The organism is Vibrio sp. J502 (assembly GCF_025397955.1).
GTDB lineage: Bacteria > Pseudomonadota > Gammaproteobacteria > Enterobacterales > Vibrionaceae > Vibrio > Vibrio anguillarum.
On the sequence record NZ_CP104554.1, the window covers coordinates 1881058 to 1895858 of the forward strand.

Annotated in this window: 20 protein-coding genes; 12 read left to right on the forward strand and 8 right to left on the reverse strand. The window is 45.6% G+C overall.

Annotation, left to right across the window (positions count from 1 at the left end; all coding sequences use genetic code 11):
• Positions 1–146: 146 nt before the first annotated feature.
• The gene (locus N5E84_RS08645) at positions 147–1091 is read right to left on the reverse strand and encodes a flagellar motor protein MotB (protein ID WP_017044193.1); all 945 of its coding nucleotides are present in this window, start codon (positions 1089–1091) and stop codon (positions 147–149) included.
• 11 nt (positions 1092–1102) lie between these two features.
• Positions 1103–1867, reverse strand: coding sequence for a flagellar motor protein PomA (gene pomA, locus N5E84_RS08650; protein WP_013857399.1), 765 nt, complete (start codon positions 1865–1867; stop codon positions 1103–1105).
• 353 nt (positions 1868–2220) lie between these two features.
• On the opposite strand from pomA, the gene xseB reads away from it, so the two are divergent.
• The 3 genes from xseB (at position 2221) to dxs (ending at position 5399) form a co-directional block, all read left to right on the forward strand.
• Complete coding sequence (gene xseB / locus N5E84_RS08655) at positions 2221–2463, forward strand: exodeoxyribonuclease VII small subunit (RefSeq protein ID WP_010319093.1); 243 nt, start codon at positions 2221–2223, stop codon at positions 2461–2463.
• 148 nt (positions 2464–2611) lie between these two features.
• Positions 2612–3496, forward strand: coding sequence for a (2E,6E)-farnesyl diphosphate synthase (gene ispA, locus N5E84_RS08660; protein WP_013857402.1), 885 nt, complete (start codon positions 2612–2614; stop codon positions 3494–3496).
• A 19-nt stretch (positions 3497–3515) separates the two neighbouring features.
• The gene (dxs, locus tag N5E84_RS08665) at positions 3516–5399 is read left to right on the forward strand and encodes a 1-deoxy-D-xylulose-5-phosphate synthase (protein WP_017049457.1); all 1884 of its coding nucleotides are present in this window, start codon (positions 3516–3518) and stop codon (positions 5397–5399) included.
• A 111-nt stretch (positions 5400–5510) separates the two neighbouring features.
• Here dxs and truC read toward each other — a convergent pair whose 3' ends face one another.
• Both truC and N5E84_RS08675 read right to left on the reverse strand, forming a co-directional pair.
• Positions 5511–6233 carry a tRNA pseudouridine(65) synthase TruC gene (gene truC, locus N5E84_RS08670; protein WP_017045581.1) on the reverse strand — a complete coding sequence of 241 codons (723 nt, stop codon included), beginning with the start codon at positions 6231–6233 and terminating at the stop codon, positions 5511–5513.
• Positions 6227–6547, reverse strand: a complete 321-nt coding sequence (locus N5E84_RS08675) for a YqcC family protein (protein ID WP_019282952.1) — start codon at positions 6545–6547, stop codon at positions 6227–6229. The genes truC and N5E84_RS08675 overlap by 7 nt, the downstream gene beginning before the upstream one ends.
• Before the next feature lie 122 nt (positions 6548–6669).
• Here N5E84_RS08675 and N5E84_RS08680 point away from each other — a divergent pair, with 122 nt between their 5' ends.
• The gene (locus tag N5E84_RS08680) at positions 6670–7713 is read left to right on the forward strand and encodes a DUF3549 family protein (protein WP_029388388.1); all 1044 of its coding nucleotides are present in this window, start codon (positions 6670–6672) and stop codon (positions 7711–7713) included.
• Between the two features lie 11 nt (positions 7714–7724).
• On the forward strand, positions 7725–8024 hold the full coding sequence (locus N5E84_RS08685; protein ID WP_019282954.1) for a DUF3301 domain-containing protein: 300 nt from the start codon (positions 7725–7727) through the stop codon (positions 8022–8024).
• Here N5E84_RS08685 and N5E84_RS08690 read toward each other — a convergent pair.
• Positions 7984–8496, reverse strand: coding sequence for a GNAT family N-acetyltransferase (locus tag N5E84_RS08690; protein ID WP_013857407.1), 513 nt, complete (start codon positions 8494–8496; stop codon positions 7984–7986). The genes N5E84_RS08685 and N5E84_RS08690 overlap by 41 nt on opposite strands.
• Positions 8497–9364: 868 nt before the next feature.
• Between N5E84_RS08690 and N5E84_RS08695 the strand changes: the two genes are divergently transcribed.
• Both N5E84_RS08695 and N5E84_RS08700 read left to right on the forward strand, forming a co-directional pair.
• Positions 9365–9652: a hypothetical protein gene (locus tag N5E84_RS08695; protein ID WP_013857408.1), complete on the forward strand. Its 288-nt coding sequence runs from the start codon at positions 9365–9367 to the stop codon at positions 9650–9652.
• Positions 9653–9659: 7 nt separating this feature from the next.
• Positions 9660–10109, forward strand: a complete 450-nt coding sequence (locus N5E84_RS08700) for a YaiI/YqxD family protein (protein ID WP_026027673.1) — start codon at positions 9660–9662, stop codon at positions 10107–10109.
• 51 nt (positions 10110–10160) lie between these two features.
• Here the strand turns inward: N5E84_RS08700 and ykgO are convergent, their stop codons facing one another.
• A complete protein-coding gene (gene ykgO / locus N5E84_RS08705) occupies positions 10161–10286 on the reverse strand; it encodes a type B 50S ribosomal protein L36 (protein ID WP_010319082.1) in 126 nt (41 codons plus the stop codon).
• Positions 10287–10289: 3 nt separating this feature from the next.
• Positions 10290–10544, reverse strand: a complete 255-nt coding sequence (locus tag N5E84_RS08710; RefSeq protein ID WP_010319081.1) for a type B 50S ribosomal protein L31 — start codon at positions 10542–10544, stop codon at positions 10290–10292.
• A gap of 121 nt (positions 10545–10665) precedes the next feature.
• On the opposite strand from N5E84_RS08710, the gene tsaA reads away from it, so the two are divergent.
• From tsaA to N5E84_RS08735, 5 genes are all read left to right on the forward strand, one after another.
• Positions 10666–11361: a tRNA (N6-threonylcarbamoyladenosine(37)-N6)-methyltransferase TrmO gene (gene tsaA / locus N5E84_RS08715; protein WP_017045586.1), complete on the forward strand. Its 696-nt coding sequence runs from the start codon at positions 10666–10668 to the stop codon at positions 11359–11361.
• 88 nt (positions 11362–11449) lie between these two features.
• On the forward strand, positions 11450–13165 hold the full coding sequence (locus tag N5E84_RS08720) for a proline--tRNA ligase (RefSeq protein ID WP_017044181.1): 1716 nt from the start codon (positions 11450–11452) through the stop codon (positions 13163–13165).
• Positions 13166–13312: 147 nt separating this feature from the next.
• Positions 13313–13954, forward strand: coding sequence for a tellurite resistance TerB family protein (locus N5E84_RS08725; protein ID WP_013857413.1), 642 nt, complete (start codon positions 13313–13315; stop codon positions 13952–13954).
• A 108-nt stretch (positions 13955–14062) separates the two neighbouring features.
• Positions 14063–14269, forward strand: a complete 207-nt coding sequence (locus tag N5E84_RS08730) for a YaeP family protein (protein WP_010319078.1) — start codon at positions 14063–14065, stop codon at positions 14267–14269.
• Positions 14269–14460, forward strand: coding sequence for a DUF4250 domain-containing protein (locus N5E84_RS08735; protein ID WP_026028975.1), 192 nt, complete (start codon positions 14269–14271; stop codon positions 14458–14460). The genes N5E84_RS08730 and N5E84_RS08735 overlap by 1 nt, the downstream gene beginning before the upstream one ends.
• A 79-nt stretch (positions 14461–14539) precedes the next feature.
• On the opposite strand, the gene N5E84_RS08740 is transcribed toward N5E84_RS08735, so the two are convergent.
• Positions 14540–14773, reverse strand: a complete 234-nt coding sequence (locus N5E84_RS08740; RefSeq protein ID WP_010319076.1) for a DUF3622 domain-containing protein — start codon at positions 14771–14773, stop codon at positions 14540–14542.
• Positions 14774–14801 lie beyond the last annotated feature (28 nt).

Genomic DNA, 14801 nt, shown 5'->3' on the forward strand with positions numbered 1-14801 from the left:
TGATTGGGCAACGTGGTGAATCAATGGGTCGCATTCTACTTGCTACTGATACACCGCTAAGGGCGCAGGATTATACACGAGGTGATAACCATAAAAAAGACGAGCCTTAGCGCTCGTCTATGTGTTTTTACATAATCCAACGTAACTTACTGAACGGATGGAACTTCATCGCTGTACAGCGGTTCACCTTGCATGATACTGATTTCTACTCGGCGGTTGCGTGAACGTTCACTTTCCGTATCGTTAGAGCCGACTGGGTCGGTATCGGCCATACCACGCACCCTGAGTCGTTGATGAGAAAACCCACGAACCTTTTCCATCTCTTGCGCCACAGAAACCGCTCGTTGAGCCGAAAGATCCCAGTTTGAGCGATACAATTCAGAATCGACACTTTGATTGTCGGTATGGCCAGAAATACGCACAATGCCCGGCACATCTTTAACCAGATCGGCAATTTGACGAACCAATGGACGAAACTTAGGTTGTAGAAATGCAGAACCTTCGGGAAACGCACCTTTTTCACGAATACGGATCACCAATTGCTGACCTAAGTTTTCAACTTCAATAGCGCCTTGTTCGATTTCTCTTGCTAACGCTTTTTTGATGTCCTGTTCAACAATTTCCATCTCTTGCGACATAGATTCTGCTTGCTGTTGTTGCATTTCCGATTGAGTATTTTGATTATTCTGCGTTGAAGTTTCAGGGGATTGCCCCCCCGTCAATTGACCTTCTTCACGCTGAACACCACCCGCTCGATCTGAATCCCCTTCTTGAAACTCAAGTGTCTGCTGCGTGATATCAATGGTTTGTTGCATGATGACATCAATCGGTGTCGGTTCGGGGCGGCCTGGGCGAAACTCTTGTGCAATGATGCTTGTCCCTTTAGGAATGTCTTTCACTTCCAAACGATTTTGCACACCAAAAGCAAACTTCATCGAGCCCGCTATCTGTTTAAACTTCAGTACGTCCATCTCGGAAAAAGAGAGCAGTAGTACGAAGAAACACATCAACAGCGACATTAAATCGGCAAAGGTTCCCATCCACAACGGCAAGCCGGGAGGTGGGCATTTACAGCCTTCTTCATCATCCATTACAGGCTCCGTTATTCGCTATCAACATCTAAAACACGCTTGCCTTCATTGAGGTAGTTTTTCAGATAACTATCAATGACCCGTGGGTTTTGTCCATCCTGAATGGCCAGAACGCCATCCATGATTAAACGACGGTTAAGCTTTTCTTGATCTCGGCGCAAAGCAAGTTTGTCTGCAATCGGGAAAAAAATCATGTTCGAGAGAACAGCGCCATACAAGGTAGTTAATAAGGCAACGGCCATGGCGGGGCCAATTGATTTGGGGTCATCCATGTTAGACAGCATGGCAACCAAGCCCACCAAAGTACCGATCATGCCCATCGCTGGCGCTACGTCACCAAAAGCACGAAATACGCCAGTTCCCTGTGAATGACGCTCATCAGTCAATACAATGTCTTTTTGCAACGCAGAACGCACCACGTCAGCATCATGGCCATCCACCAGCAAATCGATCCCCTTTTGCATGAAGCTATTGGTAATTTCCATCTCTTCTAATGCAAGAAAACCACCTTTCCGCGCCGCATCAGCCATTTCTACAATTTTCGCGATCAAATCTTCAGGTTCATCGGATTTGAACATAAATGCCTTACCTGCCACCTTGGCTGCACCGAAGAATTGTCCCATCGTGAACTTCATCAATACAACAAACATTGACCCACCCACTACGATCAAGATGGATGTGACGTCGAAGAACATCATTAGGCTTCCGCCTAAAATCATCGCCATGATAACGAAAGCGAGGCCTCCGATCAGGCCTATCAGCGTTGCTAAATCCACAAAGCACTCCTCATGCTGCTTACCCGCGATAATGAGTTTAAACTCGTTATCGGCAATAGATTCAAATCTTTAAGTAAATTATTGGATCATACAGAAATTCTCTCTATTCAGTTTATACCTAAACTGAGCAAAGATGCACTGTTGCCAGCACACTGATATGGTCAAGATTCTGAGTCACCGTCACTATTTCAGTAAATATCGGCCTGGTTGCTAAGTATCGTATTATTATTTTTATTATTTGTGATAGTGACAGTTCCAAAAGAGGGACTTTTCAGACAAAAATCGTTGGTTAAATTTGACCATCACTACGCCCTAAGGTAACTTTCGTGCATATTTACCAAGATAAAAAGATTATGGCGAGCAAGAAACCTGAAAATATGTCCTTCGAAGCGACAATCGAAGAACTTGATAGCTTAGTGGAACAGCTAGAAAATGGCGATTTAGCCTTAGATGATGCGCTAAAAAAATTCGAGCGCGGAATATCCCTTGCTCGTGCTGGACAAAGTAAGTTAAGTGAAGCGGAACAGCGAGTCAGTATTTTGCTCAGTGCGAGCGATGACGCGCCACTCTCTGACTTTACTGAACTACCTGAGTAATAGGCACGTATTACTGATACATACTTATTACTGACTCATATTTATCGATCTCATCGCTCGCTATGTGACATGAACCTGTCAATTAAGTCACAGGGAAACGGTCGATCGTAACCTAGTAGATACCACAACTTAGTAGAAAGAGTGCCCTATGATTGAGGCTCTGAGCTCCTATCAGCAAAGAAATATTGACCAATTAAACCTTTGGTTAGGCCGTTTACCGCACCAAAAACAACCGTTGATTGACGCGATGCGCTACGGTTTGTTACTTGGCGGCAAAAGAGCTCGACCTTATTTGGTGTATATCACAGGGCAAATGCTTGGTTGTACGCCAGATGAACTCGATACCCCAGCCTGCGCAATAGAATGTATTCATGCTTATTCATTGATCCACGATGACCTTCCCGCGATGGACGACGATGAATTGCGTCGCGGTAAAGCCACTTGTCACATCGAATTTGACGAAGCCATCGCGATTTTAGCGGGCGATGCCCTGCAAACACTGGCCTTTACTATTTTGGCAGAAGGTCAACTCGCCGAACATGCGCAAGTCAACCGCATTAAGATGGTCCAAATGTTGGCTCAAGCTTCCGGTGCTCAAGGTATGTGTATAGGGCAAGCGTTGGATCTGCAAGCGGAAAATCGTCTGGTTTCAGTGCAGGAATTAGAAGAGATCCATCGCAATAAAACGGGAGCCTTGATGCGTTGTGCAATCCGTTTAGGTGCGCTTGCGGCGGGTGAAAAAGGGCTTGCGGTACTACCACAATTGGATCGCTATGCCGATGCCGTTGGTCTCGCATTCCAAGTTCAAGATGATATTTTGGATATCGTTAGCGATACAGAGACACTAGGTAAACCTCAAGGCTCGGATCAACAACTCAATAAAAGTACCTACCCAGCGCTGCTAGGGTTACAAGGTGCTATTGATAAAGCACAAAGTCTGTTACAGGAAGCTCTTCAAGCCTTGGAAGCAATACCCTACAATACAGAATCACTCGAAGAGTTCGCCCGATACGTCGTCGAGCGCAAGAACTAAACTATAAGCGCGCAAAATTATGACTCTTGATATTTCAAAATACCCAACACTGGCTTTAGCAAATACACCCGATGAACTGCGCAGTCTGCCGAAAGAGGTTCTGCCAACGTTGTGTGATGAATTAAGAAACTACCTTCTTAATTCCGTCAGTCAGTCGAGTGGCCACCTTGCGTCAGGCTTAGGCACGGTTGAATTAACGGTTGCCCTACACTACGTCTATAACACCCCTTTCGATCAGCTGATTTGGGATGTAGGCCACCAAGCTTATCCGCACAAAATATTAACTGGTCGCCGCGAGAAAATGTCGACCATTCGTCAAAAAGACGGTCTTCACCCTTTTCCTTGGCGTGAAGAAAGTGAATATGACACGCTCTCTGTCGGCCACTCGTCCACCTCAATCAGTGCCGCCTTAGGGATGGCGATCAGTGCAGGTAAAGAAGGGAAAAATCGCAAAGTAGTGGGCGTAATTGGTGATGGTGCTATCACCGCAGGCATGGCCTTTGAAGCAATGAACCATGCTGGCGACGTTCATCCGGATATGTTAGTCGTGCTCAACGACAACGAAATGTCGATCTCTGAAAACGTGGGCGCACTGAATAACCATTTAGCGCAACTGCTTTCCGGTAGCCTTTATACCTCGATCCGTGAAGGGGGCAAAAAAGTGCTCTCTGGCATACCGCCTATTAAAGAGCTGGTACGCCGCACAGAAGAGCACTTGAAAGGCATGGTCGTACCCGGCACCTTGTTTGAAGAGCTTGGATTTAACTATATCGGCCCAGTCGATGGCCATGATGTGATTGAACTTATCAAGACATTACGCAACATGCGCGAGCTCAAAGGCCCACAGTTTTTGCACATCATGACCAAAAAAGGCAAGGGTTATGAGCCCGCCGAAAAAGATCCGATTGGTTACCATGGCGTTCCTAAATTTGATCCGAGCCACACTAGCCTGCCAAAAAGCAGCAATGCTAAACCTACTTTTTCTAAAATCTTTGGCGATTTTTTATGCGACATGGCCGCGCAAGATCCAAAATTAATGGCGATTACACCCGCGATGCGCGAAGGCTCTGGCATGGTTCGCTTTTCAAAAGAGTTCCCACAACAATATTTTGATGTGGCGATTGCTGAGCAACATGCCGTCACCCTTGCGACAGGTATGGCGATTGCGGGAGATCATCCGATAGTGGCGATCTACTCAACCTTTTTACAACGGGGTTATGATCAACTGATCCACGATGTTGCCATCATGAATTTACCGGTTATGTTTGCCATTGACCGTGCAGGGTTAGTCGGAGCTGATGGCCAAACTCATCAAGGTGCGTTTGATTTAAGCTTCATGCGCTGCATTCCCAACATGGTGATCATGGCACCCGCCGATGAAAATGAGTGCCGACAAATGCTCTATACTGGCCATAAACACACAGGGCCAAGCGCAGTGCGTTATCCTCGTGGCAATGGCATGGGAGTCGAAATTCAAACCCAATTTAGTGCGTTAGAGATTGGCAAAGGACGCATTATGCGCCAATGTGACACGGCTATCGCGAATGAAAAAATCGCGATCCTCAACTTTGGCACTTTCCTACCAAACGCGCTTGAAGCAGCCGATAAGCTAAATGCAACAGTGGCTGACATGAGATTTGTTAAGCCCCTTGATGAAACACTCATTCGCCAACTGGCTGCGCAACATGATGTGCTAGTGACCTTGGAAGAGAATGCGATTGCAGGTGGTGCGGGTGCGGGTGTCATTGAATTGATGATGAAAGAGAAAATCCTAAAACCGGTACTCAATTTAGGTTTGCCTGATCAATTCATCGCTCAAGGTACACAAGAAGAGCTGCATGCAGAATTAGGTTTAGATGCCAAAGGCATCGAGCGTTCCATTCAAGAGTATCTAGCGAAGTAGCTCGTTTTTTTTGTTCGCTGTCGGCTTTTATGAACTGAATGTCTTGATGAACTACACCACTTTCAGTTACATCCCAATACTCAAAACCCTCGCATCGCGAGGGTTTTGTTTTTATATCGGCTGGCTCCACTCAAACTGAGTAAACAGCCTTTGCCATACCTCATCAAAACCAGCTTTAAGCACTAATGCTTGGCCAGTAAACGGATGAGTAAAACGTAATTCAGAGGCATGGAGCATCAGACGCTGCGCGTCATAATGATCGCGAAATAGGCGGTTGTGCTTGCCATCACCATGAGTGGTATCACCAATAATCGGGTGACTCAAATGGTGCATATGACGACGCAACTGATGTTTACGGCCCGTTTGCGGTTTCATTTCCACCAAACAGTAGCGGCTGGTTGGGAAACGCCCGGTTGAATACGGCACTTCTACTGTCGCTAATGGTTGATAAGCGGTGATCGCTTCTTGGGCTTCTTTATCTTGTTTGGCAAACTTATCGGCAATTTTATCTAGCTCGATTTTGAGTGGATAATCAAGCACATCCCCTTGTTCAATCCAACCACGCACAATCGCATGGTACGTTTTTTCCATTTGATGGTTGGCAAACATCGGCATCATTTGCGCCGCCACTTCACTGGAGAGCGCAAACACGAGCACGCCAGAAGTTGGCCTATCTAATCGATGTAGGGGAAACACATGCTGGCCAATTTGATCGCGCAGCGTTTGCATCACAAATTGCGTTTCGTGTTTATCTAGCCATGAGCGATGCACCAGCATTCCTGCGGGTTTATTCACGGCGACCAAATCATCGTCCTGATACAGAATCTCTAACATGGTTGGCTTACCTCATCAATCAAACGTAGCAACGCAATCACCTCAGCCAATTCCGCTTGATGTTGCCATGCCTCTTCAAAATAGGGAGTGAGCGAAAACCCTTGAGGAAGCTCTGTTTGCTGCTCAATTGCCAATAACATTTTGGGGATGAAAATCCACTGCAGCCACTGCTCCGGAGTGAGGGTATCGATGGAGAAAGGCTCTGTGCTCATCAATGCGCTTTCGCTTGGCGGCTGAGATTGCCAGCACTGAGAATTGCGTAACTGAGTTTCTAGTTGCTTCAACAGGTGGGTCAGTTCTGTGCTTACTGTCATTATTCACCAAGTTAATTTGCTAAGTGACCTTGAAAATGGGCTATAGAGTACCATTTATTGTTCAAAGAGAGTTATTGATCAAAAATAGTTATTCAAGAACACAAGTTAAGGCCACTTTATCCATGGATACCATTCATACGCTTAGCCAATTGCTCACTAATAGTGGTAGCCAATATCGGATCTTTGATTTAGGAAGACGCATCTGCCCGATTGAAAATACACACTTTTCTCAAGTAGAAAAAGGTCAACAACCGTATCCCTATCCATTGCAGCGTCATGCTCATCTTGCCATCGCGTATTGGAACCAAGCCCAACAACCTTGGATCTGGTTTCTTAAATTCTCTTTGGATGAACGCGGCCTACTCAAACAAGCTGAGATAGGTAACTTCATCAAGTTTGTACTTGAAGCGATGGGGTCACGTTTGCATCAAGACCTCAGCGATGAGCAGCAGCAAAAGCTTGCCAATAACCCTTATACCTTTAAACCGAGCGACGACAAAATGGCAATATTCCACAGCCAAATACGCGCCCAGTTGAACCTACCATCAAGCCAATATTATGAGCATGCGCAACACTATTTTAGTGGGGATTTAGGCTGGGAAAACTGGCAGACGGTCGGCTTACAAGGCATTACTGATATTTGTGCTCGTTTAAGCAAAGAACAAAATGGCGTGTTATTAAGGAAAGCATTAAACCACCTACCAGCTCAGCCTTTGTATGCCCTGCTTGGGGCACTCGAACATAGTGCACCGTTGAATGATAAGTTGGCGCTGCGTTTGCAAGAGATGGCAATGTTGCACATCGAAAGCCACGAACCTGATCTGTTCTTACTCTCTGCTTTAATACGAGCCTTATCAGGTGCGAATAATGCACTCACCGCGACCTTGGTTGAACGTATTCTGCAAAGCCCACGCTTGAGCCATCAAGAGATATTAATTGCCATTGCAGGGCGCTCGTGGCATGTATTGTCTAACCCATTGCTTGCCGAAACGTTTTTATTACGCTTGGCGCAAACAGGCAATCAAACCCTCTTTAACCAGCTCTTTGCTGATTTAGTGATGCTGCCAGAACTGCGAATGGTACTGCTGCCACTGCTGCATTCTAGCCCTTCGATCGAATTAGCCGATGCCTTAATTCGCTTACAGAAAGCGACCAAAACTCAATAACTGGAATGTTTATGCTAGGCGATCTATTGGCTATTTTATTACTCAGCTTGGGCTGCTTTCTTTTCTGGCAACAGCGTCGCCAAGCCGAATTGGCAAAAGCGGCGATCAGTCGAAAATGCGAACAACTCGATTTACAGCTGATCAGCGTTGCTTTTGGACGCCACAAATTCAAAACGCCAGAAGGACTCTGGCGTTGGCATACTGTTTATTGGTTTGAGTTTTCTGCACTAGGTGACGACTGCTACCAAGGTGAATTACAAATGGTAGGCTTTAGGCCATCTGCTTTTCGTTTGCCGCCTCATCGTATGTGAACTCAAATTCCCAATAAGGGCCAAAAACATCTTCTTTCTCACCCAACAGCTCAAAGCCGAGTTTTTTGAGTACCGCAATAGAGGCATGGTGGCCAATATTAGCAGTGGCTGTAATTTTTTGTCGTTGCAATTGGTAGGCCGCTTTAGGTAAAAAAGCCTTCAATGCCTCAGTTGCAATGCCTTTGCCCCAATACAATTTATCAAACAGAAAACCGAGTTCTGCTCGCTCTTCGTCAAGTTCAATGAACAAATGCCCCATATATTCGCGGTTATAATTATCTAACACCGCCATTGCGTACAAATGAGGATCATGAAGCACTCGTTGAAAAAGCTGTTTTGCTGAAGCGACCGTTTTAGGGCCATTCATCTGTGCCCGATTTTTGGCGCAACAATTGAGCATCAAAAAATCAGACTCTAACGAATCGGTGTAAGGGAGAAGAAGCGTTCTTCTTGTTACGGTTGTCACGTACAATCCTTGTTAGCCGCAAAATAATACCGAAAGACTCAACTAGGCTTAGGGCAATACGCCTTAGCCCAGATAAAATCTGGTACTCTATTTTTGCAAAGAAGCCGAAAATTAAACCAACCGAACGATGAGGTAATTGATCTAGATTGTTTTTTTGTTGTTATTATTTTGCTGCACTTATCATATGAACTTTTTTTGAAGCAACAACACGCTAAAGCCAGAATGCAAGTAATAAGAAAAGCCTCAACACGCATGTGTCGAGGCTTAAAGTCTTACTCGCAGCAGTCCAGCTACTAAATTGTGTGCTCCATGCATCATCCATAATAGTGGCCAATTCTTCGGCTCATCCTGCATCGCCATCCTAGCGGTGTCCAAACTTTCCATGGTACTAACACTCCGGTCAATACTCATCACTTGTTCCTTGAGCGGTGTCCATAACATCATCCTGATGTTGTCCTGCCTTATCCACAAGGTGTCCATCGCCAATCCATGCAGCTCGCATCCTGCCAACTGTTGTATCCTTACGCTGTCCTAGCATCCTGCGTGGTTATTCTTCGTGAACAACCTTGTCTTCTTCCTGAAGAGACCAAACCTTGGTGCTTTGTAATTCCTTGTCAGAATCCTTCCGACAGGGTTCAATTTACTCGTTTGGCTTTAAGAAACAATCACCTAAAAATATCATTTTTAAAAAAACAACCTAAAGAAATAGATATATTAATTAAAAACAAATAGTTATAAAAAAATCACCACCAAACACTGCGTTAAACACTGTGATTTCTTACAAACAATGTGCGAGATCTCTTACATCACTTCGCCACTTTTGCTCTTGGTAAATAAAAGGTAAGATCACAGCAACTCACAAAAAGGACAACCTATGCTCACAAAAGATGTCACTCAAGAACTAGAAAGCATCTTGACTCTCTTACAACAACAGGGAAAGGAACCGAGTGTGGCCTTAGTAAAGTCACGTCTTAGCACCTCAGTGCCAATGCCAGCCTTGATTGCAACCATCAAAAGTTGGAAAAATGCACACCGAGTTCCCAAAGTAGAAGTGAGCGTTAGTACGGAAAATAGCGCGAACAAGGTAGCCGAACTTGAAACGCAACTAGCCGCTTTGTCAGCCCGAGTAGCAGCCCTAGAGGCACAACTAACCGAGAAGTAATTGAATGATGAAAATTTGGGTGGACGCCGATGCATGTCCGAAAGTAATTCGTGAAACCATTGTCCGCGCAGCCGAAAGGACGGGCGTTGAATGTACTTTTGTGGCCAATCATGTTGTTCCGATTCCGCAACGATCTAACATTCGTTCACTGCAAGTCCCCAGTGGTTTTGATGTTGCCGATAACGAAATCGTCAAACGGGTAGAAGTGGGCGATTTGGTCATTACTTCCGATATTCCACTGGCCGATGAAGTGATAACCAAAGGTGGCTTGGCGCTCAATTCTCGTGGTGAGCTGTATACCAAAGAGACCATCAAGGCACGCCTCAATATTCGAGATTTTATGGACACAATGCGATCAAGCGGTATCCAAACTGGCGGACCAAGTGCGCTTTCTCAAACAGAACGGCGCGAATTTGCCAACCATTTGGATCGCATTTTGGCTAAAGCGAACAAATAACCACGTTTTGACGGTTGGACAATCACTAGCCTGTCCAACCGTTCCTCTTCATTAGCGCTGAACCGCCTTAAATCTTGGATTAGTTTTACAAATTACATATAAACGACCGCGTCTTTTGACGATTTGACAATCTGGATGACGTGATTTTGCGCTTTTTAATGAACTTAATACTTTCATAGTTTACTCCTTACCAAACTGAGCAAAGCGACGATTGAAATTCGCCACTCGTCCTTCTTTTTGAACAACTCGCTGCTTACCGGTGTAATAGGGATGCGATTCAGACGACACATCTAAGGTGAAATAAGGATAGGTGTTGCCATCTTCCCACTCGATCGTCCGATCAGTTTTTAGCGTTGAACCCACAATAAAATACTTATCCACACTGGTGTCGTGGAAAACCACTTTTTGGTATGGCGGATGAATTCCGTCTTTCATCAATTTCCCCTCACTTAAATTGTTATGTTATAACATACCAATTAATAATCATTACCAAGAAGAAAAGCAAGCTTAAATATGATATTTTTCTCAACCAACGTGAAAAAAGACGGATACGGATATGCACACCATTGCTCCGATTGGCACTATTGAAACGCCTTATAAAGAAAAATTTGCCGTTCCTCGCCAACCTCGCTTAGTGGCGAGCGCAAGCGCGAGAGTCAAGCTCATCGGTCACGCTAATTGCTTAGAGTCGGTGCGAGGCATCGAACAATTTAGCCATGTCTGGTTACTTTTTCTGTTTGACCAAAACCTCGATGCCGGTTGGAAACCGACGGTGCGCCCACCGCGCTTAGGCGGAAATGAGCGGATCGGCGTATTTGCTTCACGGGCCACGTTTCGACCTAACGGCATCGGTATGTCTGCCGTTGAATTGAAAGGCGTCACTCAACAAGGTGATCAGGTTTATTTGGAACTAGGCAGCGTAGATTTAGTCGATAACACACCGATCATTGACATCAAACCCTATATTCCCTATTCCGATTCGATAGCCACAGCCAGCGGTGGCTATGCCGAGAGCGAGCCCGACAAGATCGCAGTGACCTTTAGCCAAGCGGCGTTAACGGTACTGAATGCGCGGGCAGATCACGACATGGTTAAAGCCGTCATTGAGCAAGTGCTGGCTCAAGATCCTCGCCCAGCCTATAAAAAACATAAAATCGATCATAAAGAATATGCGGTAAATCTGTTCGATCTGAACGTAAAATTCACTATCGCAAACAACTTAGTCTCAGTAACCGCAATAGAACGCTTTTGACAAAGCCGATTGGCTGATATTATTAGCGGCTTAATTCTAGCCTCTCATTGGAGAGCGCTTTTAACTATCATGAAACGGATACCATAGAATGCGTACCAGTAAATATCTTCTTTCTACTTTGAAGGAGACTCCAAACGACGCAGAAGTCGTGAGCCATCAGCTCATGTTACGTGCAGGTATGATCCGTAAGCTGGCTTCAGGTCTTTATACCTGGCTGCCTACTGGTCTACGTGTGCTGCGTAAAGTCGAAAACATCGTTCGTCAAGAGATCGACAATGCCGGTGCAATCGAAACCTTGATGCCCGTTGTGCAACCGTTTGAACTGTGGGAAGAGACAGGCCGCTCTGAGAAAATGGGCCCTGAGCTACTTCGCTTTACTGACCGCCATACTCGTCCGTTTGTGCTTAGTCCAACAGCAGAAGAAGTGATCACCAGCTTGGTACGCAACGAAGTCAGCTCTTACAAGCAATTACCGCTGAACCTGTACCAGATTCAAACCAAATTCCGTGATGAGAGACGTCCTCGTTTTGGTGTGATGCGTGCTCGTGAATTCTGCATGATGGATGCCTATAGCTTTGATATTGATAAAGCAGGCTTAGAGAAATCTTACCAAGCGATGCACGAAGCTTACTGTAAAGCCTTCGATCGCATGGGGCTTGATTACCGCCCAGTATTAGCCGACACCGGCGCTATCGGTGGTAACGGCTCGCATGAGTTCCATGTATTGGCTGAAAGTGGTGAAGACATCATCGCCTTCTCAACTGAATCGGATTACGCCGCCAACATCGAAAAAGCAGAAGCCATTGCGCCAGCCGTTGAGCGCGCCGCGCCAACTCAAGAGATGACGCAGGTTGATACGCCAAACGCCAAAACCATCGCTGAATTGGTTGAGCAGCATGGCCTACCGATTGAGAAAACAGTTAAAACACTGTTTGTAAAAGCATCTGATGAGATCGATGCCTCTATCGTGGCACTGATTATCCGTGGTGATCATGAACTCAATGAAATCAAAGCCGAGAAACTCGCTGAAGTTGCCGCTCCGCTAGAAATGGCTAGCGAAGAAGAGATTCGCGCGCTGATTGGCGCAGGCCCAGGCTCTCTTGGCCCTGTTGGTCTTGAATTGCCGTTTATCGTTGATCACAGCGTAGCCGTCATGAGCGATTTTGGCGCAGGAGCCAACATCGATGGCAAACACTACTTTGGCATCAACTGGGGCCGTGACGTTGAGCTAGCGAAAGTGGAAGACCTCCGTAACGTCGTTGAAGGCGACCCAAGCCCATGTGGCAAAGGGACACTAATGCTCAAACGCGGTATCGAAGTGGGTCATATTTTCCAATTGGGTACTAACTACTCTGAGAAAATGAACTGTGGCGTTCTTGATTCCAATGGTAAAAACACCATTTTAGAGATGGGTTGTTACGGCATTGGCGTATCACGCGTTGTGGCATCAGCCATCGAGCAAAACAACGATAAATACGGCATCATCTGGCCTGACGCGATCGCACCTTTCCAAGTGGCGATTGTCCCTATGAACATGCACAAATCAGAGCGCGTCCAACAAGCTGCTGAAAAACTGTATACGGAACTGACCGCTGCTGGTATTGAAGTGCTATTTGATGATCGTAAAGAGCGCCCGGGCGTAATGTTCTCAGATATGGAACTGATCGGTGTACCACATACCATCATTATTGGCGATCGCAGTATGGATGAGGGCAACTTCGAATATAAACATCGCCGCAGTGGTGAGAAGTCGGCCGTCGCTATGAATGAAATAGTCTCCTTTATTAATGCTCAAATCGCCTAATAAAGTATGCTCTTGAAAAGGTTGCCTAATGCCTAAATGGCAACCTTTTTTATTTTGTCACCAGCCACAAAAGCTTTTTCAAGCATATTAATCTTCGATTCATCTACGGTGATCTATTCTTTAATCCATTATTAATGGAGGTGACCTATGGATCTAAAAAGTTTACTTAACCAAGCATTGAATTCAGACATCGTAAAACAAGGTTCAAGCCAACTCGGCGCTATCACACAAGATTCAAGTAAACTCAAAACCTTAGGAGCAGGTGCACTCGGTGGTGGCCTAATCGGTTTATTGATGGGCTCGAAGAAAGCAAAAAAAATAGGCACTAAAGTGATAGGGATTGGTGGAGCAGCGGCGCTCGGCGCACTAGCCTATAAAGCGTATAATGACTGGCAAGCAAAACAAACGACCACTCAACCGCAGTCTAGCTTTGACCCTAATGATGCTAGCCACAGCACGCTGATCCTAAAAGCGATGATTGCCGCCGCAAAAGCTGATGGCCATGTGGATGAACAAGAAATGGCGAAAATTGAGCAAGCCATCTCTGAAATGGGCGCAGATAACCAATTGCAGCAGCTGGTAAAAAATGAGCTGCATAAACCGCTCGATCCCGCGGCTATTGCACAGTTAGCCACAACGCCCGCACAAGCGAGTGAGCTTTATCTGGCCTCTTTACTTATCGCCGATGAACAAAATTTCATGGAAAAAGCGTATCTGAACGAGCTCGCTAAGCAACTACAGCTAGCCGACGATCTGGTCATGGCGCTAGAGCAGCAAGTGAATGCTTAAAGTTTCATCACATGCAATCAGAGCTTGCGCAAACGCAAGTTCTGATTTTGTCTTTGCCAAACGTAATGTGTATATTGAGAGCCATTATCATTAGTTAGGATTTAATCTATGCAAGTTTACGGTTGTTGTGAATTAGTGCGCGAGCTTTATGCGCAGATAGGCAGTGGTGATCAAGCTTATATTCCTCAAGCAATCTCCTGCGCCATCAAAACTTTGAATGATGTCGCAGCAGACGAATCGCTGCCAAAAGCGGTTCGAGAGCAAGCAGCCTTTGCGGCAGCTAACTTGCTGATTTCTGATTTCGAGGATAAGTGATGAATTTAGCCAATTTTGCCTCGATGGATCCAATCATGCTGATGAGCATCATCAATATGAAGCTACGTGATGATTTTAATGGCGATCTTGATAGGCTGGCGGACGACTTTGATATCGATCGGGCGGCATTAGAGGCTCGCTTAGCCAGTGCAGGTTTTGAGTTTTTACCGCAAATCGGTCAATTTCGTTAAGGCATAAAAAACCCGCTAATTTAAAGCGGGTTTTCGTTCAAGTAACAGTTCTTAAAGCACAGCACTCAGATTTTTTGTACTAAGCTTTTTTCTCTTTTCTTGCCAGAGCCTTACGCTCATTGCGTTTCGCTTGGTTCTCAATAAAGCCACTGAGCTCTTTTTCCGCCCAAGCTTGTGCTTGTGCTTCGCTTTCAAAACCCATTTCGCGCTTTGAAACAACACTTCTGCGAGAGGTCACTTGACGTACGATTTCCGCCGCCCAACCATTGCGCTTTTCAGTCACTTTGATGGTGAATTTTTTACTTTCTGACATTTTCGTTTTCCTAAGGGAATAATAAGGG